General features: G+C 70.1%; 18 protein-coding genes. 2 read left to right on the top strand and 16 right to left on the bottom strand.

All coding sequences use genetic code 11. The features are described from left to right. Positions 1 to 19: 19 nt before the first annotated feature. The 16 genes from ACFWZ5_RS04840 to ACFWZ5_RS04915 all read right to left on the bottom strand — a co-directional run bounded on the left by ACFWZ5_RS04840 (position 20) and on the right by ACFWZ5_RS04915 (position 20,250). A complete protein-coding gene (locus ACFWZ5_RS04840) occupies positions 20 to 1,345 on the bottom strand; it encodes an MFS transporter (protein ID WP_384890375.1) in 1,326 nt (441 codons plus the stop codon). Then, on the bottom strand, positions 1,342 to 3,375 hold the full coding sequence (locus tag ACFWZ5_RS04845; protein ID WP_384890377.1) for an ATP-binding cassette domain-containing protein: 2,034 nt from the start codon (positions 3,373 to 3,375) through the stop codon (positions 1,342 to 1,344). The genes ACFWZ5_RS04840 and ACFWZ5_RS04845 overlap by 4 nt, the downstream gene beginning before the upstream one ends. Further along, entirely contained in the window at positions 3,372 to 4,556 is a 1,185-nt protein-coding gene (locus ACFWZ5_RS04850; protein WP_384890379.1) for a protein-L-isoaspartate O-methyltransferase, read from the bottom strand. The genes ACFWZ5_RS04845 and ACFWZ5_RS04850 overlap by 4 nt, the downstream gene beginning before the upstream one ends. A gap of 169 nt (positions 4,557 to 4,725) precedes the next feature. Then, positions 4,726 to 5,229, bottom strand: a complete 504-nt coding sequence (locus ACFWZ5_RS04855; protein WP_384890381.1) for an NUDIX domain-containing protein — start codon at positions 5,227 to 5,229, stop codon at positions 4,726 to 4,728. Positions 5,230 to 5,265: 36 nt separating this feature from the next. Beyond that, the gene (locus ACFWZ5_RS04860) at positions 5,266 to 7,179 is read right to left on the bottom strand and encodes an NUDIX domain-containing protein (RefSeq protein ID WP_384890383.1); all 1,914 of its coding nucleotides are present in this window, start codon (positions 7,177 to 7,179) and stop codon (positions 5,266 to 5,268) included. 89 nt (positions 7,180 to 7,268) lie between these two features. Continuing rightward, positions 7,269 to 7,739, bottom strand: coding sequence for an NUDIX domain-containing protein (locus ACFWZ5_RS04865; RefSeq protein WP_384890385.1), 471 nt, complete (start codon positions 7,737 to 7,739; stop codon positions 7,269 to 7,271). A gap of 1,651 nt (positions 7,740 to 9,390) precedes the next feature. After that, positions 9,391 to 10,035, bottom strand: coding sequence for a PIG-L deacetylase family protein (locus ACFWZ5_RS04870; protein WP_384890387.1), 645 nt, complete (start codon positions 10,033 to 10,035; stop codon positions 9,391 to 9,393). Next, the gene (locus tag ACFWZ5_RS04875) at positions 10,032 to 11,345 is read right to left on the bottom strand and encodes a phosphodiester glycosidase family protein (RefSeq protein WP_384890389.1); all 1,314 of its coding nucleotides are present in this window, start codon (positions 11,343 to 11,345) and stop codon (positions 10,032 to 10,034) included. Before ACFWZ5_RS04875 ends, ACFWZ5_RS04870 begins: the two co-directional genes overlap by 4 nt. Beyond that, positions 11,342 to 12,349: a phosphotransferase gene (locus tag ACFWZ5_RS04880; RefSeq protein WP_384890391.1), complete on the bottom strand. Its 1,008-nt coding sequence runs from the start codon at positions 12,347 to 12,349 to the stop codon at positions 11,342 to 11,344. The genes ACFWZ5_RS04875 and ACFWZ5_RS04880 overlap by 4 nt, the downstream gene beginning before the upstream one ends. Then, positions 12,346 to 13,860 (bottom strand): Gfo/Idh/MocA family oxidoreductase, encoded by a 1,515-nt coding sequence (locus tag ACFWZ5_RS04885; protein ID WP_384890393.1) that lies wholly within the window; start codon positions 13,858 to 13,860, stop codon positions 12,346 to 12,348. The genes ACFWZ5_RS04880 and ACFWZ5_RS04885 overlap by 4 nt, the downstream gene beginning before the upstream one ends. Positions 13,861 to 13,906: 46 nt before the next feature. Then, a complete protein-coding gene (locus ACFWZ5_RS04890) occupies positions 13,907 to 15,049 on the bottom strand; it encodes an LLM class flavin-dependent oxidoreductase (protein WP_384890394.1) in 1,143 nt (380 codons plus the stop codon). A gap of 30 nt (positions 15,050 to 15,079) precedes the next feature. Continuing rightward, positions 15,080 to 16,072 carry an Ldh family oxidoreductase gene (locus ACFWZ5_RS04895; RefSeq protein WP_384890396.1) on the bottom strand — a complete coding sequence of 331 codons (993 nt, stop codon included), beginning with the start codon at positions 16,070 to 16,072 and terminating at the stop codon, positions 15,080 to 15,082. A 335-nt stretch (positions 16,073 to 16,407) separates the two neighbouring features. After that, positions 16,408 to 17,193, bottom strand: a complete 786-nt coding sequence (locus ACFWZ5_RS04900) for an aminoglycoside phosphotransferase family protein (protein ID WP_384890398.1) — start codon at positions 17,191 to 17,193, stop codon at positions 16,408 to 16,410. A gap of 401 nt (positions 17,194 to 17,594) precedes the next feature. Next, a complete protein-coding gene (eis, locus tag ACFWZ5_RS04905) occupies positions 17,595 to 18,773 on the bottom strand; it encodes an enhanced intracellular survival protein Eis (protein ID WP_384890400.1) in 1,179 nt (392 codons plus the stop codon). 15 nt (positions 18,774 to 18,788) lie between these two features. Further along, positions 18,789 to 19,319: a MaoC family dehydratase gene (locus tag ACFWZ5_RS04910; RefSeq protein ID WP_384890402.1), complete on the bottom strand. Its 531-nt coding sequence runs from the start codon at positions 19,317 to 19,319 to the stop codon at positions 18,789 to 18,791. Then, the gene (locus ACFWZ5_RS04915; protein WP_384890404.1) at positions 19,312 to 20,250 is read right to left on the bottom strand and encodes an HpcH/HpaI aldolase/citrate lyase family protein; all 939 of its coding nucleotides are present in this window, start codon (positions 20,248 to 20,250) and stop codon (positions 19,312 to 19,314) included. Before ACFWZ5_RS04915 ends, ACFWZ5_RS04910 begins: the two co-directional genes overlap by 8 nt. A 306-nt stretch (positions 20,251 to 20,556) precedes the next feature. On the opposite strand from ACFWZ5_RS04915, the gene ACFWZ5_RS04920 reads away from it, so the two are divergent. Both ACFWZ5_RS04920 and ACFWZ5_RS04925 read left to right on the top strand, forming a co-directional pair. Continuing rightward, positions 20,557 to 21,978: a Twin-arginine translocation pathway signal gene (locus ACFWZ5_RS04920; RefSeq protein WP_384890406.1), complete on the top strand. Its 1,422-nt coding sequence runs from the start codon at positions 20,557 to 20,559 to the stop codon at positions 21,976 to 21,978. 66 nt (positions 21,979 to 22,044) lie between these two features. Next, positions 22,045 to 22,611, top strand: a complete 567-nt coding sequence (locus ACFWZ5_RS04925; protein WP_384890408.1) for a peptide deformylase — start codon at positions 22,045 to 22,047, stop codon at positions 22,609 to 22,611. The last annotated feature ends 183 nt before the right edge of the window (positions 22,612 to 22,794 follow it).

Genomic DNA, 22,794 nt, shown 5'->3' on the forward strand with positions numbered 1-22,794 from the left:
GCAGGGTGTGCGTTGTTCTTCACGTCGTTGCCTCCCCGGTGGTGGGTGTGAGGCCGGGGGAGGAGTGGGGCATCGCGGTGAGTCTGCGTACGGGGGACCGCAGGAGCAGGACCGGTGGCGCAGTCAGGAAGAGGGTGCCGACGAGGAGGGCCCACCACACTCCGTACAGGGAGCCGATGGCGCCGGTGACGGCGGCGGCCAGCGGCCGGGAACCGGCGGTGAGCCAGGTACTCACTGCCTGCATCCGGGCCTGCATGTGCTCGTCGGTGATGACCTGCCGGATCGACCGCTGCGTGGTGCCGACCGCGCTCGCGCAGAAGAGCTGGACGACGAGCGCGGCTGCGATCATGAGCTGCCAGCCCAGGCCGGGTGCGGCCAGGAGCAGCGGGAGCTGGGTGAGGGGGAGCAGGACCAGGGCCGTGAGCATCATCGAGCCGGGCCCGACCCCGCGGGTCAGGCGGGGAGCGAGGAGCGCCCCGGCGAAGCTGCCGCAGGCGGCCACCGCCATCACGACGCCGAAGGCAGTGGAGCCGAAGCGCAGTTCGCGCAGCAGGTACAGGGCCCAGACGGTGTTCATGATGCCCAGGGCGAAGCTGATCACCGCGTTGGTGAGCGTGAGCGTGCGCAGCGTGGGGTCGGCGAACACGTACCGCAGGCCCTCGCGGATGTCGGCGAGCTGCTGCCCCCGCCGCCGGTCGGGCGGCGGCTCCGCGATGGGGATGCGGGCGATGCACCACGCGCTGACCGCGAAGGACAGAGCGTCGGCCATCACCGCGCGGGCGGCACCCAGCAGGCCGACGAGGAACGCGCCCAGGGTGCTGCCGGCGGTGGCCGCCAGGGAGAACACGGCTCCGATCCGGCTGTTGCCCTTCTGGATCAAGGAGCGGTCCAGCAGGCTCGGCAGGTAGCTGATGGCCGCCGCGTCGTGCACGACTGCGGCAGTGGCCTGGAGGAAGGCGACGCCCATCAACTGGTACAGGCTCAGCGTGCCGCAGGCCGCGGACAGGGGCAGGGTCGCCAGGACCGCGACGCACACCAGGTCCCCGCCGATCATCAGGGGACGCTTGCGGCGGCGGTCGGCCAGGGCACCTGCGTGGAGCGCGAACAGGACGTTGGGCAGCTGGGCGAGGAACGTGAGCAGGGCGACCTCGCCGGTGGTCGCATGGAGTTCGACGACGGCCAGGTAGGGGAGGGCCACGCTGCTCACCGAGCTACCGGCCACGCTGGTGGCCTCCCCGAACAGGTAGAGGCGGAAGAGCCGATGCCGCCACAGGTTGGCGCCCTGCTCGACGGCGCCGGGCGGCTGTCCGCCGGAGAGCTGCGGCCGATCACACGGGGGCGTCATGTGCCACCCCCGGCGCTGACGTCGCCGCGCGCCTCCAACTCAGGCGTGGCGGCGAGGTAGCCCGCGGCCTGCAGGGTGAACATCGAGGCGTACTCCCCGCCCAGCTCCATGAGTTCGCGGTGCGTACCGGATTCGATGATCCGGCCCTGGTCGAAGACGTAGATCATGTGGCAGTCGACGACGGACGCCAGGCGGTGCGAGATCAGCACGGTGATCCGGTCGGCACGGTGCTCGCCCCGCAGCACCGCCTGGTACACCGCATGCTCGGCCCTGGGGTCCATGCTGGCCGTCGGCTCGTCCAACAGCAGTACAGGGGCCTGCTTGTACAGGCCGCGGCCGACCGCGACCTTTGCCCACTGGCCGGCCGACAGCTCCTGCCCGTCACGGAACCGCTTGGAGAGCACCGCCCGCCAGGTGTTCGGCAGCGAGGCGATGACGGGCTCGGCACCCGAGGCCCGCGCGGCAGCCAGGGCCTGTTGCGGGTCCGCCTCGGTCAGCGTCCCGCGGGAGACGGTGATGTTCGCCAGCGCCGGGAAGGGGAAATGGACCGGATCCTGCAGCACCGTGGCGACCCGGGACTGCACGGACTCGCTGTCCATGTCCAACACGTCGACGCCGTCCCAGGAGATGGACCCTGCGCTGGGGTCGTGCAGACCCGCGATCAGACGCGATGCGGTGCTCTTGCCGGAGCCGTTGACGCCGACGAAGGCGACCGTGGTCCCTGTCCTGAGCGTCATCGACACCCCGTCCAGCGCGGGGGTATCCGAGCCCGGGTAGGTGTAGGAGACGTCGCGGAGCTGGATCTCCTTGACGGCGGCCGGTGCCTTCACGCCGGTGCGCCGGGGCAGCAGCTTGCGGCACTTGTCCTGGAAGCGCAGCAAGTCGTCGACCCACATGGCGTGTTCATAGACGAGGTGGGCGATCTGGACGGTCGAGGTCATCGAGGAGCGGCTGTTCTGGATGGCCAGCACCGCGCCCGCGCCGGCGGCGAGCGGCAGCCATTCGTTGAGCAGCATGGCGCACAGCGCGACGTAGGTGATGCCGGTGCCGATCCCGCCCACTGCCCGCCCGATCAGGGACAGCCGGGCGGAGCTGAGGCCGAGCCGGGTGTCCTCGGCCGCGATGTGCTCGGACAGGCGGCGGTGCTCGGCCAGCAGCGCGCGCTGCGCGGTGTCGGAGCGCAGTTCGGCGGCTGAGTCCCGGTCCAGCAGCAGCCAGGAGAAGACGTTCACCCGGCGCTGCAGCGCGTTCCATCGCCGGAAGCTGTGGAACCGGGCGCGGGCCGCAGAGATGGCGGCGGCCCCGACCGGCACCACGGACAGCGGCAGCAGCGCGATCAACACCGGGTGGAGGACGGTGATGACGCCGGCCGTGCCCACCAGGCCCAGGAGGGAAGAGGCCAGGGAGATGATCTGGCCGACGATCTGCCGGGCATAGAACAGGCCCCTATCGCGGGCCCGGTAAGCCTCGTCGTGCCAGTCGGCGTTGTCCACCACCTCCAGGCGGACGTGCGCGGTCAGCTCCAGGAACTCCCGCTCCAGCGCGGTACGGATCTTCGGCGTCAGCCGGGCCTGAGCCGCCGAGACGCCGTACTCCAAGAACCCCCGCAGTGACAGCACCACGACCACGACCACGAGCTGTGGCGCGGCAGCCCGGATCCGATCCGGGGTGGGCCCCTCGCCCACGACATGCTGGACCACCCCCACGGTCGCCATCAGGCCGAAGGCGAGCATGGCCGCCGAGCCCAGCTGCATCACGACCAGCCGCACGGTCGCCCACCGGTCGGTCGACCAGGCCAGACGGCCGACCTGGCGCACGATCCGCGGCAGCCGCCCCAGGATCTGCCCGACGCTGGCACTGGCCGCCGCACCGTCGTACACCGACCAGTACGCCTCCTTCAGGTCGTCGGTGATGTCGCCGTCGATGTCCGTTTCGAGGGCAGAAGGCGGCAGGCCGAGGGTCTGCTCGCGGGGACGCGGCACTGCGCTCGGCGCATCGTCAGCGGGGCTCGAGCTGACTGCGTCACTCATGCGCGCTCCCCGGCCGGTGACGGGATCTGCGCCGGGGCGTCGTGCGGCAGCGTCCACTCCAAGGCGGCGCGGCCGGTGCCGGAGGTGACGTGCTGGGTGCTGTCAGCGGCGATGTCCAGGCGGTACGAAGACGGCTTGCCCGCGGCCACCCAGCGGGCGTGCACCTCCTCGACCTGGTCCCAGATGGGCCGCTCGCCCACGGACGCGGCGATCCATCCGCCGCCAGGGGCCGGGCGGACGACGACCCACGAGTCCTCGTCGGGGGCGACGAGCGTCAAGTGCTCCGCCTTGTAGTCCCGCACCAGCCCCGGGGCCAGGTAATCCAGCGCGAGCCACATCCCGTGCCCGGTCTTCGCCGGCGGCGCCAGCGTCGTGCTCCGGCGCTGGCCGGGCTCGGCCGCGATCCGCTGTCGATGGCCCAGCACGCTGAGCCAGTTCAGCCCGTGTGCAGGGCGGTGGCCGTTGCCCACCGCACGCAGCGTGCCCTCGATCCGGCCTTTCTTGGTCCGCTCCACGATGGCCCGGCCGGGCCAGCTGGGCGACCGCGTCGTGATCGTGGTCAAGAGGCGTCCGTCACGGGCGAGTTGGTCCACCCATGAGAGCGGAACGCTCTCCACGGCGAAGCCGGACAGGATCCGCTCGTACGGTGCGTTCGCGGGGCATCCGCCGTATCCGTCTCCGGTGAGGATGTGGGGGCGGTAGCCGAGCAGCGCGAGCCGCTCTCGCAGGGCGTCGGTCAGGTGCGGGTCGCGGTCGAGGAGGGTTACCCGGTCCGGGCCGCAGATGCCGCAGGCCACCGCCCCGGTGACGCCGGAGCCGCTGCCGAGATCGAGGTACGACCGGCCGTGCTCCAGGCCCAGCTCGGCGAGCATCTCCGCGGACATGCTCATTGTGCTGGACATGGAGGTGATCCGGCCCCCGGTCACCATGCCGCGCCGCTGTTGGTCAAGGCGCTCACCGTCGTGCTGGATGCGGATGCTGTCGCCGCCGTGGAGCACCTTGATCCACTCGGCCTGGTCCTCGGGGTGGGAGCCATCCAGCAGCTGCCACACACCCGGTTCGACGTCGTCCGCGACGCGCCGTACGTAGGCGCGGGGGACGAGCAGGTCCAGGCGCAGCGCGAGCAGGGCTTCGCGGATGACCGGGTCGAGCGGCCCCCTGGCTTCCAGTCGGGCGACCATCTCCCGGCGGGCAGCCGTGGCCTGGGGACCGTGCTCGGGAGCAGGAAGGGGAGGAGGCGTTCCGTCGTGACGGGCGGCAGGAGCGGGCTGGTGCATGGCGGGCCTCCAGGGGATGTAGGCGGTGAGGGGGCGGTCGGGGCGGTCGGGGCGTTTGGGGAGGTTGGTCAGGTCAGGACTCCTTCGCCGCCGGATCGGGGCCATGGGGGAGTGCTGCGGGCTGGGGGCGCCAGCCGAGTTCGGTCAGCGGGGTGCCGGCGGCGATTCCTTCGAGGGCGGCCTTGGTGTAAGGGACGATCGGCTCCGGCAGGGCGCTCATGGGCCACCAGGCCCATTGGCTGCACTTGTCCGGTTCCATCAAGCGCGGCTCGCCCGTCCAGTGCCGCACCCGTAGGACGAGGCCAAGGCGGGGCTGCGTGCTGCTGGGGTCCAGGAGGTGCACGGTGTGCACCAAGTCCAGGTGCTCGGGTTCGAGTGGGATCCCCAGTTCTTCTTGGCTCTCGCGCACGGCGCATTGAGAGACGGACTCGAACTCACAGTGTCCGGCGGGGAAGTGCCAGGTGTCTGGTGCGTAGTCGGATTGTGGGGCGCGAAGTCCGAGCAGCACCGAGTGTTGTCCCTGTTCAATGCGCTCGAAGAGCAGGTGGACACCGATGATGTTCAAGGTGTGGGCCACGGGATCTCCCTCACGGTCGGGAACGGGAAGATGGGGTCAAGTGGTCGGTGAAGCACCGTGCGTTGGGCTCGCCGGCTTCGTCCGCACGGGTGCGTTCTGCCGCAGCCACCGGTCGACGACGGCCCGCAAGTACGGCGGCATGCGGTAGCTGTTCAGCTCTTGTGGAGGCACGAACCGCAGCTGACGGCCCTCGCCCAGCACCAGGTCCTCCGGGGCGCTGTCGCACGGCACGGCGAAGACGCTGATCAGCTGTTGCGAGCCGCTGAGGTCCCACACGCGTTCCACCAGGCGCGGCTCGCTGACCCGCAGCTTGGCTTCCTCCCATAGCTCGCGGATCACGGCCTCATCGGGGAACTCCGCGTCCTCCAACGCGCCTCCGAGCAGCGACCAGTACCCCGGCCAGCAGGGAGCCTGCTCGTCGCGCTCGTGCAGCAACAGCTCGCCGCTGTCCGGCCGGTACACGATGGCCACCGCGCCCTCGGCCAGCGCGCGGCCGTTGACCAGCTCCAACGCACCCCCGCCGACGGCACGCACCGCCAGGCAGGACCGGATACGGTCAGCAATACCGTCCGGCAGCAGGCCGGACAGGTCCTCGTCGGTGTCCGCCAGGCGCCATTGCGCCAGTTCGTGCTCCGGCAGCCGGATCGACGCCAGCTGCCGCGCGGACAGCACACCGCCGTCGTAGACGTGGACGACCTCGGCCGGGCGCTGTGGCCGCCGGACCCAGTCGGTGGCCAGCAGCGGCCCCACGGGCACGCTGATCCCCAGCTCCTCACGGACTTCGCGCACGGCAGCCTGCCGCGGTGTCTCGTCGACATCGCAGTCGATCGCGCCGCCGGGCAACAGCCAGAGCCCGTCACGGCGGTAGACGGGGCGCACGATCAGGACCCGGCCGTCGGCATCTGTGAACAACACCGCCGACGCGGTCAGCGCCTTCGGCCGCACCGCGAGATGATCAGCCGCCGCCAGGCCGCCGCCCTGCTCCAGGCGCGCCCGTTCCGCAGGCTCCAGCCCGACCGGCGACCCGCGGTGGGGAACGCCTTCCTCCAGGTGCGCGAAGCTCCCGCCGCGCAGGGCCTGCACACCGGCGAGCACGCGGCGCCCGACACGCTCAGGGAGCCGCTCGGCCGCCTCGCCCGGGAAGAGCCAGTGCGCTGCGCTGATCTCCCCGTCGGAGAAGTGGAGACCGGCGATCTGCTCCTCGGTGAGCGGTCCGACATGGAACACGTGCAAGATCACGGTGCGGCCGTAGCGGTCCGCGGGCACATGGTCGACCGCCAGTAGCCGCCCCACCGGGACGTTCTCCAGGCCCAGTTCCTCCGCGATCTCCCGGGCGGCGCCCTGCCGGGGGGACTCATGGGCCAGGACCATGCCGCCGGGCAGCCCGAAGTAGATCCCGTCATCGTGATCGTACGGGTGCTCCACCACCAGGACTCGACCCAGTTGGTCGACGACGAGGGCGGTCGCGGACACCAGGGGCGCCGGCAACAACGCGTAGTGATCACGCTGGCTGGTCTCCACCGGCCTGCCGTCACGCAGATGCGCGGTGCCCGCCCCGCCTTCGGCATCCAGCGCGGCCTGCACTCTTCGCCGCAGCAGCTCCGGAAGACGGGGAAGAGCCTCGGCCACGGACAGATACTGCGCCGCGCGCACCTCCTTGGCCTGAAGACGAAACTCCTCGCAGGGCACGGGGCGGTCGAGGTGGACTGCGTAGATGGAGGCCATCAGGGTGCGGCCGTAGACGTCCTGGGGGACCGTGTCCAGGGCCAGGAGCCGACCCACATGCGCGGGGAGCGGACCCAGCTCCTCACGGAGTTCGCGCAGCAACCCGTCGACCGGCCCTTCGTCGCCGAGCAGGCCGCCGGGTAGGTCCCAGCCGGGCTTGTAGACCGGGTCGACGATCAGCAGGCGGCCGTCCTCGTCGCGGATCAACGCGTCCACAGCGGCCACGGGGGCGGGGTGCTCTGCCAGGTACCGAGCCAGGTCTGGATCGGCCGGAGGCGGGGAGGTTTCCGGGCGAGGAGTATCGAGGAACTCGCTCATGCCGAGACTCCCTTGCCGGCGATGATGCTGATGTTGGCGCGTGGTGCACCGGTGACGAACTGCCGCAGCAGCTCACGCGTGAACGGGTGGGCATCCGCAGGCGGCTCCCCGGGCTCGACCCACGCCAGTGCGGTGTGCCGGTCCGGCTCGCAGTTGTACGGCTCTCCGGTCCAGGTCTGCGTCGTGAACAGCAGCGCGAGGCGGCGCTGCCCGCTGGGAGCGAGGAGGTGTGCGGTGCAGCTCAACTCAAGGTCTCCGGGCTCGACGCGGACGCCGACCTCCTCGCGGACCTCCCGGCATGCCCCTTCGTCGTACCACTCGTGTTCTTCGAGGTGTCCTCCGACGATGGTGAGCTGACCTTGATACTCCGGTTCGGCTCGGCGAAGCAGCAGGACGCGGCCGTCCTGCCGGTACAGCAGGACCAGGACGTCGACGATGCTCGTGTACGGCGCGGCGGGTGTGGTCATGCCTGCACCCCCAGCCCTGCTCGTGCTCGGTGGACACTTCCGCGTGCGGCGGCGCCCGAGGTGAGGCTGGGACCGCTCAGGGGCCGGGTTCCGGGAGGAAGGAGGGGACGCATAGGTCGTCCGTCAGAGCAGCCCTGTTCGAAGGTTTGCTGGACCCGGGTGCTGTGCGTGCCGTAACGCATGACGCCTCCTCGTTGACGCAAATCTCGGACAGGTGCTCGGACTAACGGCCCTCGGCGAACCACGTTCGGGGGTGATGGGGGCGAATTCTTCGAGTGGATGTGCGGATGTGGTGCTTTGAGGTTGTGCGGACTGGGTTGGGCTCGCGTTCGATCACGCAGATGGGTGTCCGACTCGGAACCGAACACGATCTAGTGATTGCGCGGGCCCCTGTGCGGGAGTGCTGACACAGGGGGCGGGCGGCCCCGGGCGGCTCGGTATGCGTACGGGGCCCTGGGGCAGCTGCCTCCGGGGGGGGGCGACCCGGGGGCGCCATGCCGGACCGCGGGCGAGCGCGCACGAGAGGGCGCGGGGTGCGGGTGTGGGTGGCCACAGCAGGCGTGCGCCGCTCAGCGTTCGGACGTCGTGAGCGCAAGCCCGAGAAGATCTTCCAGACGTTGCACAGTCCACGTCGGGCGCGTGGCATGGAACGTCGCGATGCCGAGGGTGGGCGCTCAGGGAAGATTCTGGGCCTCGGTATTTCCTCCTCGATCGGTACTTGGGGGTCACTTCGAGCTACCGGCATCTGGTCCTATCCTCTTCTCGGCAGGTGTGCCATAGCTGAGCGCGGCGTGCGAATCTCCGCCGTTGCGCCTTCTGCGGCTCTGGACACTTCTTGGCTTGCTCTTCGCGGCGGCGGACAAGGGCCTTGACGAAGGTGTCAATGGCGGATGGATCTGTTTCTCTCCACACTTCAAATGACTGGCAGGCCCAGCGTTCAGCCGCCCTGGGGAAGTGGCCCTCGCTGACGAGTGAGGAGATCATGAAGGCCGCATTCAGCCATGGGGCACCTCTTCCCGGAAGTGCCCAGTCCACCAGGACTGATTGAGTCGCCCCGATCAGTATGTTCTCCCGGTTCATATCGGTGTGTACGAGGTCATCTCCTGCCAGTAGGTGCAGGTTCAGATCGCGTCCCAGGTGAGCCCATCTCTTCTCGATGGGCAGTGATACGGAAGTGTCATGCTCCATTCCAGAAAGGAGCTTGTGTAGCGTCGACGCGATCATGGTCAAATCCGGAGATCCAGGGGCCAGGTCTGCGGGCCTGCCAGCGAATTGCTCGAAGACCAGGACGTTCCATCCACCGGCATCACAGTGGTGAAGTACGCTGGGAGAGATCCCGTGAAGGCTTGGTCCTACGCGTGCCTCATTGTTCTGCGTGAAGACGTTCCTATGGCTACTGGGTAATCCCTTGATGAATACCTTCCCTCCGGGTACACGCAGTGTGGAGGCGAGCTGCGCATTACGTCCTGCGTTGCTGGGGGTGGCGGCACTGACGTACCCCATCAATGCCTCGACGGCCGATCGTGTAGGGGTGGGTAAGTCCTCCCAGTGCATGGGCCGCACGTGAGGGGATTCTTCATTCACCGGTGAAATTCTCCAGGCTCTTGTGGGCGGTTCTTACCGGCCTGCCACAGCAGTTGCCTTGGTGTATTCAGTGGGAGAATTCAATCTCTCTTGCTGTGCGGAACAGCTCGGTGCAGTTGGCCCCCGGCGGGAAGCGCTCAACGACCCGGTGGTGCACATACTGGCGGTGGGCGACCTCGGCCAGCTGGTGGAAGACGTCCATGTCGAGTTGCCGCTGCGAGGCGAAGCACTTCAGGGCCTGGTCCTTTACGGCCAACAGTTCCTGTGTGCCTACGAAGACCTTGGTGGGCTCAAACCCGAGGCTGTATGTGGGGCGGATGTAATAGAGGTTGTTGGCTTCGCGCAGGGCGACCGTGGTGACCTCCTGCGCTGTGATGGCGTGGTCGAGGTGCTGGTCGTGGGGGGAGTGGGTGTACACGAGATCGGGGCGTTCCTCGGCGAAGAGCTGGAACAGGCTGGTGTTGATCTCGACGCGGTGCTCTACGAACTGGGTGTCGGGGATGGCGGAGAAGGTGTACTGGTCGACGCCCAGGATGGCCCCGGCGGCCAAGCACTCCTCGGTGCGTTCCGGTGTGCCGTTCGGTCCGGGTGCTCCGGTGGACAGGCAGTGGACACGGACCCGTGCGCCGGAGAGTGCGTAGGCGCGGATGCGCATGGCCATGGCGATCTCGGCGTCGTCGGGGTGGGCCACTATGACGAGTACGGAGGTCACGGGTGCTCCTCGTGGTGGTTGGCCTTCAGGACGAGGGCGCTGCGCAGGGTGCGGCCGTCCAGGCCCTGCCAGCGGAAGGGTTCGCTCGGGGTGGTCGGCCATTTCAGGTAGTGCAGGCTGCCGAGCGCACGGGTCACGGCACGGTCGCGATAGGCGATCTTGGATGAGGCTCCGCCGTCGAGGTGGTACATGCCGTGCGGATCAAGGCCCGCGGCTTGGCAGAGCGTGGCGGTCTCCTGAGGAGTGGTGCCGCGGAACGTGTCCGATTTGGGAGCGCCGTCGAGGACTTGGAGTACGAGGGTTCGCCCGCGCAGGCCGACCAGGGTGCGGGCATGGCGTGCGTCGCGGAAGGGGGACAGGCCCAGGCAGGCGTCGTAGCCCGGGGTGTGCCCGGCAGCGGCGTCGGCGACGCTGGGCCCCAGGGAGATGCCGGACTGGATCTCGCGCACGTCCCGGCCGGCGATCTGCCGGATCTGAACAGGGGTGCCGCAGGGGACGCGGCGGGCCCATGGGCGCCTTGCCCGCAGGACGAAGTTCCCGGCGAAGAGGTCAGTGCCCCCTCCGGTGCGGACCGCGACCACGCGGTGTCCTGCTCCTGAGGACGGGGCCACCACGTAGTCGATGGCTGCAGAGTCGAGCGGGGTGAGGTTGGAGTCGGGGTCGACGCGGCGCAGGAAGCCGGTGCGGGGGTGGCCGCTGTAGAGGATGCGGCAGTTGGCGGCGCCGAAAACGGTGAGCGCCCCGGGCCGGTGGTCCGCCCCTGGGCGCGCGGTCTTGGAACCGGCCCACTGGTAGAGCCGGTTCTGCAGCGCCAGCGTGCCGGTGGCGTCCATGGTGTCGATCACCGGCTGGCCGCTGCGTACCAGAAGTGCTGGCTTGGTGGCCGTGGGCAGGCTCATGACCTCTCCGCCCCGGCAGCACAAGTCGAGGCAGGGCTCGGCCGGTTGGTAGGAGGGGTCGTCGGAGATGAAGGAGAACGAGCCGGATATGGCCGCGAGTCCGGTGGTGGCCGTCACGAGATCGCGCAGGTGGAAGCCCGCGGCGCAGGAGACCGCCTCGACGTGCACCCGGTCGAGGTCGGCTTTGAGGGTGTAGATATTGGTGAAGCAGCCGCCGCCCAAGTCCACGCTGCTGCTGCGCAGTTGGAGGCCGGGGGCGATCGTGCGGTGGAGTGCGCGAGCCCGTCGGGCGAAGGGGCGTTGATCGTGTGCGAGGGACTGGATGTCGTTCACGCGGTAGCCGTGGGCCCGCAGGGCGGCCACCGCTTCCTGGTCCTGTACGTCCAGCGATGTGACGGTGCGCGGTGTCATGCGGCCGCCTCCCCCGCGCCGGTGGTGCGCACCAGGTCGCGCACGGTGAGCGGGCCGCTGTCCAGCAGACATTGCACGTGCTCGCGATACCGCTCCACCACGGCGGGCGGCTGCACCAGGGGGTAGGGCACCGGGGAGTCGGCCAGCCGGTAGACGATCACTCCGGCCGTGACCGTGGCCATGAGCCGCTCCTGACTCGGCTGAAGGGGCTGGTCGCCGAGGTAGCCCTTGAACAGGGCCGGGACCAGGACGTGCAGGTGGTGTGGTCGCTCCAGGTGGTGGATGAGCAGGTGTGCCAGGAAGAAGCCGACGTCGTACAGCGGCCAGCCACGGTGGACGTTATCGAGGTCGCACAGGGCCACGCCGCCGGCGGCCAGGCTGAGGTTCTTGGGGGACAGGTCACCGAGGACCAGCTGCCGGTCCGGCTGGGCAGCCATCTCCTCGCACGCCGCATCGAGCGCCGCGTGGCGTTGGGAGCGCAGACAGAAGTCGACGGCGTACGGCGGGAATTGCTCGTTGCTGGTAGAGCGGTGGGGCGGCCTGGCATCTCGGGTGGCCTGGTGGATGCAGCGCACAGCGCCGCCCAGCCGGGTCATCTCCGCGATGGTGGCGGGGCGTTCGTTCAGGTGATCGTGGTAGTTGCGCCGGTCGGGGAAGACGTCGCTGAGGATCATGGCGTGAGCGCTGGGGTGGAAGGAGAGGACCTGGGGGAAGACGTGCGGGACCGCGGCCCCATAGAGCTCCAGCGCGCGGCGTTCGTCGGCAATGAGAGCCGGGTCGGTGCGCAGCGTCGGGATCCGCGCGAAGCGGCTGCCGCGGATCTTGACGATGACGCTCCCGCCTTCGCCGCTGACTCGGAACACGTGGCTCACATTGCCGCCCGTGACCCGCGTGGTGGCCAGGATCGGACCCGTGTGGCGACGGCAGTCGGCAAGCACATGCGGCAGCTGGGTGTCCAGCAGTGCGGACAGCGTGGGCATCTGGTCGGTCGGGGGAGGGATCACCGCGTGGCCTCCGTCTGGTCCGCGACGGGCGGGGTCGGCGGTGCGAGCGTGGCCTGAAGGTTCAGCGTGGCCTGCGGCAAGGCGCCGGCCCATTGCTGGGCCATCGACTGGTAGGCGCCCGCCATCACGGTGGCGGCCCGGTGGTGGCTGGTGAGCTCGGAGCGCATCTGCTCGCGGCGTCGCAGTCCGTTCAGGTACTCGAGGAACTCAACGGTCGCGCGGCGCCGGGAGGACTGCTGGGTGGGCGTGGCTACGTGGGTGTTCCAGGTGGTGGTCAGTGCCTCATAGCCGAGCCGGGTGTACTCCGTCCACCTGCGCCGCAGGCGGTTGTTGCGGAAGACGTGCACCTCCACGTGGTCCTTGTGGCCCGCCGCGTGCGGGTCCGCTCCGGGGCCGGCCGCGCTCAGGGTCTGCAGCGAGTGGAAGTGCAGGGCCTGGAATGGGCCCTGTTGGATGATGTGGGTCTCCTGCCGCACCCGGCCGTTGCCCGTGTAGAGACTGGAGGCAGGAGCCAGGTTTCCGCGCTGGGAGAAGCCGTTGTGGACCAGGTTGATGCTGGCGAGGGTCATGGTGCGTCCGCGACTCTTGAAGGCCAGGGATATGAATGCGTCCACCTCCCCGAACCGGTGGGTTGCCGCGCGCAGTTCGTCCGGGGTGTACCGGTTGTAGGCGGCGAAGCCGGGGAAGAGCCGTTCGTGGTCGCTGACGTTGAGCTGCGCCATGAAGTCGCCGGGCCGGGTGACCTGGGCGTGGATGGTCACGGTGTCGAGTTCCTTGCCGCTGCGCTCCGCGCCGCCCATCAGCCACGGCACGATGTCAAAGAAGTGGTAGCCGGAGTGGGCGGCTTTGCCGTAGCCCTGGTCGAAGCCGTGATACGAGCAATCGACCAGCTCGTGGGGCAGGCGCCACTGTCCGTCGCTGTGGAACGACTGGACGGAGGTGACCGGGCAGTTGGTCTCGTCGGCGATCTCCTCAATGAGCTGCCGCATCCGCCAGAACGCCGGGTGGTAGCGGCGCTGCGACTGCACGCTCACCAGGAGGTGGGGGCGGCGCCGGCGGGCCTGCTGGTAGCGGGCCAGGATGGCGTCGAAGTCGGTGAGGATGGCTGCCGCCTGCGTGGGGTCGGTGGAGGCGTGGGGGTGCACGCTCAGCGGCTTGTCCAGGAACACGCTCAGGCCCCGCTCCAGCGCCCAGCGGACGTAGACCATGTGGTGGGCGGGCTCGGTGGACACGATGACGGCGTCGATGCTGCGGTGTTCCACCAGCGCATCCAGGGTCCGGCGCACCGGTGGGGGAAGGGTCCGCCGGCGCGCGTCGAAGGGCTCGATGAGCGTCACCGGCAGCGTGCGGGGGCCGTCGTCGGCGTCGTAGGGCAGCAGGACATCCATCGCCCCGAGGATGTCCACGCCGTAGATCGTGCCGACGAGACCGGCGGCCTGCCCGGCCGCCAGCGCCGGCAGGTGGGACCTGCGGGCGTGGAGCCCGACACCGATCACCAGGATGTTCGTCACGGTGTCCTCACGTCCTCGCACGCGGCCGTCAGGTGGTTGACGGGGCTCACCGGCGCTCCGTCCCGGTCAGGCCCCGCCGGTGCAGCTCGGGCAGGACGCCTTCGCCGACCATGTACGCCTCTTCCAGGTGCGGGAACCCGGAGAGGATGAACTCCTCGAGCCCCAGGCCGGCGTACTCGGCGATGCGGTCGGCGACGTCGCTGTGGCTGCCGACCAGGGCGGTGGCCGCGCCGCCGCGCAGCAGCCCCACCCCGGCCCAGAGACCGGGGTAGACCTCCAGGTCGGCGGCCTTCCCACTGGTCCTGAACCGTTCGAGCAGGGCGCTCATCCGGGCTTGGCCGGTGGATTGGCTGGCTGCGAGGATGCGCTGGACGCGGTCGATGTGGGCCGGGTCGATGCCCTTGATGAGCCGCTCGGCCTCCGCCCATGCCTGGTCGGAGGTGTCCCGGGTCACGACGTGGAAGCGGATTCCGAACCGTAGCTGTCGGCCGTGCTCTCGGGCGAGCCCGCGGATCCAGGTGATCTTCTCCGCGACCTGCGGGGCAGGCTCGCCCCAGGTGAGGTAGGTGTCCGCGTGGCGGGCCGCGACCGGACCCGCCTGCTGGGAGGAGCCGCCGAAGTACAGGCGTGGCAGCGGGGCGGGCGGAGCCAAGACGGTCGCACCGCGCACGTCGTAGTGCTCGCCCGTGAAGTCGAACGGCGTCCCGCTCCACGCGCCCCGCAGCACGGTCAGGAACTCGTCCGTGCGGGCGTAGCGCTGCGCTTTGTCCAGGTGGTCGCCGAAACGGGCTTGCTCGTCCTGCTCGCCCCCGGTCACCACGTTGAGGAGCAGTCGCCCTTGGGACAGGCGCTGGAAGGTGCTTGCCTGTTGGGCGGCCAGGGTCGGGCAGAGCGTGTTGGGTCGAAAGGCGACCAGGAACTTCAGTCGCTCGGTCTCCTGTGCGAGCGCGGCGCAGGTCAGCCAGGCGTCCTCGCACCAAGTGCCGGTCGGGGTGAGCACCGCATCGAAGCCCGCCTGTTCGGCGGCCTGGGCGATCTGCGTCAGATAGCCGATCGTTGGCGCGCGGAACCGGTCCGCGGTGGGGCGGGGCGATTCGGCGGCTTCGGCCTGCGGACCGTGTGTTCCTCGGGTGCCGACGGTCAGGGACCGGCCGTCGCTGGCGGTGGGAAGAAACCAGTGAACCTGCATGGCGCACTCCAGAAGAGTCGTGGGGGGAGGTCAGTCGGAGACGAAGTCGCCACTTGCGCGCACCCGCAGCCGTCGGTACACGGCGGCATCGAGGTCGACCGTGCCGGCCTGTCTCGCGTGGTGGGCGCGCTGTGTGCTGGCCTGTCCGGGCAGGCGCACCGTGCCGTCGTCGCGCAGGGCGGCGCCCTTGATCGCCTCGGCGAGCTTGGTGTTGCTCTGGGCCGATCCGTCGACCTGCCCGCCGAACGACGGGTCGAGGGCGATGAAGGTGTAGCCCGTGCTCCAGGTGTCGGCCACCTCGCAGCCCATGGGGAAGGCGAAGAGCGATCCGGTGAGGATCTGCACGAGCAGCGAGATCGCGAAGCCGCGGTGCTCTCCGAAGACCACCGCCGAGCGCGCGCTGTCGGGATCCTCGGTCAGGTGCCCGTGCTCATCGGCGAAGCAGCCGCGCGGCAGCGAGCCGTTGCTGCGCCGGGCCTCCCAGAGGACGCCCATGGGCGCCAGGGTGGTGGACATGTCCGCGACGATGGGCTCATCGAGGGTGGGGGCCGCGAAGCTGAGCGGGTTCACGCCGAGCAAGGGGGTCCGGCCGCCGCGCGGCGTCGCCTCGGCCCGCGAGGTGTTCATGGCGATGCCGATGAGGCCGTGCTCGGCGATACGCTCGCTCCACTGCGCGAGAATCCCGTATCGCTGCGTGTTGATCATCCCGACGATCCCGGCGCCCAGGGCCTTCGCCTTGCCCACGGCGACATCGACCGCGTAGGCCGCGCTGATCGGCCCGATCTCGCGGCAGGCGTCGACGACCGCCAATGCTCCGTACTCCCGCACGATCCGCGGGCATCCCTCGCGCTGGGAGAAGAACTGGGCCTCGAAGCAGAACTTGGCTACCCCGTGCGCGGCGCGACCGCGCAGCTCGCCGGTCAGGTAGTGGTCGACGACGAAGTCGGCCTTGTCTGGGGGAACGGCGGCTGCCTGGCAGACGGCGAGCATGAGCTCGCGCAGCGACTCGATCGCCACCTTCACCGCCAGCCTCCCTTCGCCACCTGGCCGAGAGGGAGGTCGATCGCGGGGGCGATCGAGGGAGGAGACGGGGTCGGAGGGGCCAAAGGCCGGTCTTCGCGAAGGCGCGGGACCAGCGCACCCCGGTGCGCTGCTGGGCGTAAGGCTCCTCGCCGGTGGCGAGGCAGGCCGTGCTGCGGGGGCATAGTGCCCTCCTGCCGTGATGAGGGTGAACGCCGTGATGGGGGGGAACGGGGTGAGGCGCGCCGCCGGACGCGTACGGAGGCCACTGCCGGCACGTTGAGCGCGTAGGGGTCAGGCCCCGGCCGCTGGTGCCGGGACTGAGTAAGGCCGTGTGGCTACTGGTACTCGTGTGCCATGCGCGTGAGGATGAGCTTGCCGCGCTCGACGAGGTCGGGGCGGTGCTTGGCGAGGCCGGAGTGCAGGTAGGACACGCCGAGCCGCGTCGTTAGCAGGCGCAGCACCCGCTCCTCGGTGGCCGACAGCGCACGGCCGTAGCCGGCGAGGTAGGCCGCCTTCAGGTCGGGGCGCGGAACCCAGAGGGCGCCGCACAGCCACACGAATTCCTCGACCGCGATGCCGTGCTGGGACATCGCGAAATCGATCAGGCCATGCCCGTGCCCACCATGGTCCGGCTGGGGATCCCACAGCCAGTTGCGGGTGGAGTAGTCCCCGTGGCGGTACACCACGGCCAGGCCCTCGGCCAGCTCCGGCAGCTCCCCGCAGACCGCGCGGACCAGGGAGCGCTGCGCGGTGTCCAGGTGCGCGCCGGTGCTCTCCAGACAGGCAGCGGCCTCGCTCGCCTGCGCCTTCATGGATGCGCGGATGGCCTCACGGTCTTGGGGCGGGGCTGGATCGGAGTGGTCGTGCCAGCGCCGAAGCACATTGCCGGCGAGGTGGTGCACGTGCCGCTCGACGGCGGGGGCCAGGGGCAGACCGCGCACGACGCGGCCCGGCAGCGGCGAACTCATGATCGCCTGCAGGCCAGGGTCCGCGGCAAGAAGGCGCGGCGCCTCGTGAGGGGCGAGGACCCGCGCGGCGTACGCGTAGCCGGTGACCTCGCGCTCGTAGTCCGTGACGCTCGGACTGAGCTTGACGAACGCGGCCGTCCCGCCTGCGGGCACCCGCCAGACCCTGGAGTCTCCCCGGGCCCAGGACACGTCCTGGGCCCCGTCCAGGTCGGCCCCCGGCAGGTGATCGGTGACCCAGCGTCGCAGGTCAGAGGGGATAGGGGCGTCCTGGGGCACGAGGGGGTTCTCTCCGAATCGCGGGCGGGCGGCTAGAGCCCGTGCCTTGAGGGTACTCACCTGAGCCCGGCCGTTGCCGCTCCTTGGGCAGCGCCCGCGGGCCGTGTGTATCAGAGACCGGCCCGCCGTCAGCTGCGTCGGTGGCGGGCTCGCCGTGATGATCATGCCGTTCCTCTCTTCTTGGCCGGTCCGTTCCCCGACCCTTTGTTGATCAAGGTGGGTACGGGACGATGCGTCGTCCGCAGGCCACCGGGCGCCTGCGGGCGGGGTGATCAGGGTCAGAAGTAGTCCGCCAGCCACGGTTCGCGCTCCGCGGTGGCCATCAGGAGCCGAGCGAGCGGGGCCGGGTCCGCGTCCACTCCGGCCAGGGCGGCGGCGGCCGTGCTGCGGTAGCCCCCGGCGTACCAGACGGCGAACTGGCCTCTGGTCAGGGTGAGTTGCCCCTCACGCGTGGTGGGCGTCAGTTCTCCCTTGCCGCCGGAGATCTGCAGCATGAACCGCTCGGTGCTCTCGCGGTCCTCGGTGACCACCTCGATCGGAAGAGCGAGATCCACCTCGTCCGGCCAGCCGCGCAGCTGCACGGCCTGGCGTACGTCCAGGACGCGCAGCATCCACGGGTGCCAGGACCGTGCCGCCAAGGAGCCGCAGCGGTGCAGATGGTGCAGCAGCATCGGGGCGGGCGGCAGGCCGGTCCGCTGGAAGGCGACGGTGGGGATCCGGCTGTTGTACCGGCCGAGGAAGGCGAACATGGCGGCGGCCACCTCCTGGTCCGCGGCCCAGAAGTCGTACACCACCAGCTGCCGCCCCTCGCTCGGGTGGCGTTCGCCGGCCACGGACAGCACACCGGTCGGCTCCCGGCCGGGCCGGTTGAACCGGTAGGTGGACATCTCCGGGTGATGTTGCTGCTGCCACTGCTCCCACCAGTCCGGCCGCTGCCACGTCCCGTTCCAGGCGGTCGCCAGCTCGTTGTGCAGCGAGCGGACCTGCGCGCTCGCGCCATGGGCGATCTCGAAGCCGGGGTCGTGGAAGCAGCGCTTGAGTTCGTCGGTGGCAACGGTCCAGGAGAACACCGGGGCCGGAGCCTGCCAGCCCAGGTGGCGGACGTAGCCGTTGGAGGCGGTCCACAGCGTCGCCAGGACAGCACCGCGTTCCCGCATGGGTTGTAGCCGCTCAGCGATGAGGCGGCCCGCGAGCTGCTCGCCGCGCTCCTCCGGGGCCACGCACCCGCACGTCATGCTGGCGCAGGGCACCGGACGGCCGCCGAAGTGCTGAGGGATGAGCAGGCCGATTCCCCCGGCGATGACCTTCCCCTCGCGCACCGCGACCCGGCGGTCGGCGTGCGGGCCCAGGAGCATGATGTCTTCCACTGGGTGTCCGTACGCGCGCTGGGCCAGCGCTTCGTACTTCCACCACAGTTCGTCGTCGGCTTCCACGGTGATCAGCGGTCGAGCGGCCATACCCGTGCCCTTCGTCTAGTAGTCGGTTGCTTCGCGCACGGCGTCCGCGTCGACGGGGACGAGGAAGGTGCGCTTGCAGCTGAAGACCCGCTCGTCGCGCTGGTTGTAGCCCTCGACCTGGCAGGTGACGATCCCGTCTCCGGGGCGGCTCTGAGAGCGGCGGGCGGTGAGGATCTTGCTGTGCGCGCGCAGGGTGTCGCCGACGTGCACGGGGTGCTCGAAGCGCACCTCGTCCAAGGCGAGGTTGGCGGAGGTCAGGCCGCTGGTATCGCGGACCGTGAGGCCCAGCACGATGTTCATGGTCAGGAGCCCGCAGACCAGCACGCTGTCGTGGCCGGTCCGCTTGCAGAACTCGACGTCGGAGTGGACCGGCGCCTCGTTCCCGCTCAGCGCGAGGATCTGGACGTGCTCGGTCTCCGTCACGGTCCGGGCCGGCCGGTGCTCAATCACTTCGCCGACGGTGAACTCCTCAAGGCCGCGGCCGACCAGCGCGCGGATCCGGTTCTCGCTGATGCGGCGGTATCCCGGCGGGAGGGCGTCAGTCACAGGGGGCCTCCGAAGATGAAGATGTGGTGACAGTGGTGGGGGTTGGCTCGTCGCCCGCGCGGGCGACGAGGGCGCGGGCGGCAGCCACGACCGGCGGGCCCACCATGCGGCCGTCGACCGTGGTGATTCCTCCGCCCGCGGCGTCAGCGGCGCTGACCACGGCTCGTGCTGCCGCCAGGTCGCACGCATCGGGCCGGAACGCCGCCTCGATGGCCGGGAGTTGCTTGGGGTGTACAGCTACCTTGCCGATGAATCCGAGCTCGACGGCTTCCTCGGTTTCCTGCCGGAGCCGGTCCAGGTCGCCCAGATCGAAAGACGGGCTGTCGATGGCGGGCAGGCCCGCAGCAGCTGCCTGTGCAGCCAGCGCCGATCTCGGATGCCACAGGGCTCTGCTGGTGAGCCCGCAGCCCGCCGTAGCGGCGTAGTCGGCCGCCCCGAACAGCACTCCCGCCAGGTGCGGGGCGCACAGGATGGCCGACAGGTCCTGGACGGCACGCGGTGTCTCGATCAGCGCCCAGATCCCGCACTCGCCTTGGCCGGTGTCCACGAGCTGCGCGACCAGTTCGATGTCGCGCGCAGCCTCGACCTTGGGGAGCAGCAGCACGGCGGGCCACCGCCCGGAGTCGGCCAGCGCCACCAGATCCTTCAAGCCGTCCACCGTGCTCGGCGAGTTCACTCGCACTCCCAGCACGGCCGGACCGCCCTCGCAGCTATGGCGCAGGTAGCCGAGTACGTCCGCACGAGCGGTGTCCTTGCCGACACCGGGAACGGAGTCCTCCAGATCCAGCAGCGCGACATCAGCGCCCGAATTCCTCGATGCCTCGAAGCGCCCGGGAGTCACGCCCGGGGTGACCAACCACGTGCGAGGGGCGAAGCGTGCGGTGGCCGAGGGGCCCGCGATCCGTACACCCGCCGGGGGAGGGCTTGTCATCGTCACTCTCCAGACCGTGGAAGTGGATGGCGCAACAACAACGAGAGCGGTGCAGGCTGGACCGTTGAGCCGCCTCGACAACGTCGCGTGGACGTAGCGGCGGCAACCCCACGCGGCGCCCGGCGTCGGCCTCGGCAGCGCGGTGCTGTCATCGTGAACCGCAAGCGACGCAACGTCGTTGAAGGCTGCACACACCCGCATTGAGAGGCAATCACCCGCAATACCAGTGAGGCCGCAGGGACTGCCGCGCTGCCCTGCTGCTGGGTACGGTGACGGGTAGTCAGCCTCGTATCCGGGGGTGCGCGCATGACCACGATCAGCCGTACGCACCGCCACGCCATCCGGTACGCCGCCGCTGAGATCCGGCAGCGCTGCCGTCTCGAGGAACTCAGCGTCGAGCAGGTGGCCGCCGCGATCCAGGCGGAACTGCCGACGGTGCACCCACTGGAAGCCTGGCGCCTCGCCCTCGGCTGGCAACGGCCTCGTACCATCGCGAGGATCGCTGCGCTCTACCTCTCCCGTGGCCTGCGGCCCCCGGGCCTCTCGGCGTCGATGCTCTGCCGGTGGGAACACGACGCCGATGCCAGGCCGAGCCTGGACTACATCGAGGCACTGTGCACGGTCTACCAGGCCCGACCCGATCAGCTCGGCCTCGACTGGAGCCGCAGTTTCGCGGTGTACCACCCGTCCGCTGGGTACAGTGCCAGCGCAGCAGATGCGTGTGCCCTTCCCGCACCGGAAAAGATGGTGACGATGACCACTGCCGCTGGCCTGCCCGCCGTCCGAGAATCCCTGCAGCTCGCGCTGCTCGCCGCCGGTACGGCGACCAGCAGCGTCGTGGACCAGGCCGACGCGGTGATAGAGCACTACGCCCTGAACTACAGCCGCCATGCCCCGCACGTGCTGTTCGAGGAGGTGTACCGGGCGCGCGGGCTGCTGACCGGCGCCCTGGCTCTCACGCTTGCCGAACCCGTGGCCGCCGGGCTGCGCCGCTCCGCGGGGTGGCTGTCCGCGCTCTTGGGTAACGCGGCGTTTCATCTCGATGACCTGAGCGGCGCACGAGTTCACCTCACGACGGCCGCCACCTGTGCAGAACGCACCGGCGATAGCTACCTGGCGGCATGGGCGTGGGGAGCGCAGGCGATGGTGGCCCGCGCCACTGGCAACCACGAGCGGGCCTTGGCTCACGCCGAGCACGGCCTCGCCCTCGTCTCGAGCGGACTGCCCCGCGCTCAGCTCCAAGCCTGGGCGCAAGTGCCTAGCCTGGCGGCCCTCGGGCGCGCCCAGGAGACCGACCGTGCCCTCGCCGACGCGGCATGTGGACTCGAAGTGCACGCCGAGGGCGCCCCGGGGCGCTTCGGCTTCGACGTAGCGGAGTATCGCCTCCACGAGGCCGAAGCACACCGGGTGTTGGGTCGCACAGACCAGGCGACGGCCGCGGCGGAAACCTCGCTGGCCGCCTGCACTCCCGGCACTCCGGGCTGGGCGGCCGCCTCGCTGGCCCTGGCGCAGGCCGAGGCCCTGGCCCGTCCCGACGATGCAGCCGAGCGTGCCCTTGCCGTCCTGGAACAGAACCCGCCCGCACGGCTGCGCTCGACAGCGCGCGCCCGCCTGACCGACCTGAACGCCAGCCTCACGTCCGTCGACACCACGACCGTGGCGGACCTGCGAGAACGCGTACGGACTCTGCCGCCTGCCATCACCACCCAGGGCACCGCTCTCGCCTAGTGCCGCACTCTGACCATCGACGTACCCAAAGCGGGGAACGCCTAAGACACGAAAGAGGAAGACCCGGTGAACACGCTCTCCGCGAGCCAGGCGATGGCCAACGCCGGCATCGTCCAAGAAGGCGACCCAGTTCTCGTCCGCCCCGCCCGCCCCTTCGAGCTGCCAGCCGAAGCCGACGAGGCCAGGTGCGTCCTGCGCGAGCTCCACGCAGCGGTCGGCCGCGTCCGCCAACTGCACACGTTCGGCAAGGGCATGGGTCTCGCCGCCCCGCAGATCGGCATCGACCGGTCCGCAGCCGTGGTCTTTCCGCCCGAGCCCGGAGCGGAGCCGATCGTGCTGCTGAACGCCACCGTCGCCGAGTCCTCCGAAGAAGAGGACGAACAGTATGAAGGCTGCCTCTCGTTCTTCGACGTACGCGGGCTCGTGCCCCGACCGCTGAGCATCGTCGTAGCCCACAGCGACCTCGACGGATCCACGCGACTGTCCCGCTATTCCCGTGGCACGGCCCGCCTCGCCAACCACGAAGTCGACCACCTGGGCGGCGTCTTGTACCGCGACCGTATGCGCCCCGGTTTGGAGGTGATTCCGGTGGACGAATACCGCGGCACCGGGCAGCGGTGGACGTACGGCTGACCTGGCATCTGGTGCTCGACTCCCGTTCACGGCTAAGTCGCCTCCTGCCCGGGGCAGTTCATGGGCGAGGTGCGATGATCTGCCCGCCGGAGAGCCGCTGGGCTGCTGGCGCCCGGCCCGGGAGGCAGCGGCGTTTTCCCGTCCCGTCCAGGACCGGAGCGAGGTACCGTTTTGGTCACCCAT

Source organism: Streptomyces sp. NPDC059003, from assembly GCF_042740445.1.
Classification (GTDB): Bacteria; Actinomycetota; Actinomycetes; order Streptomycetales; family Streptomycetaceae; genus Streptomyces.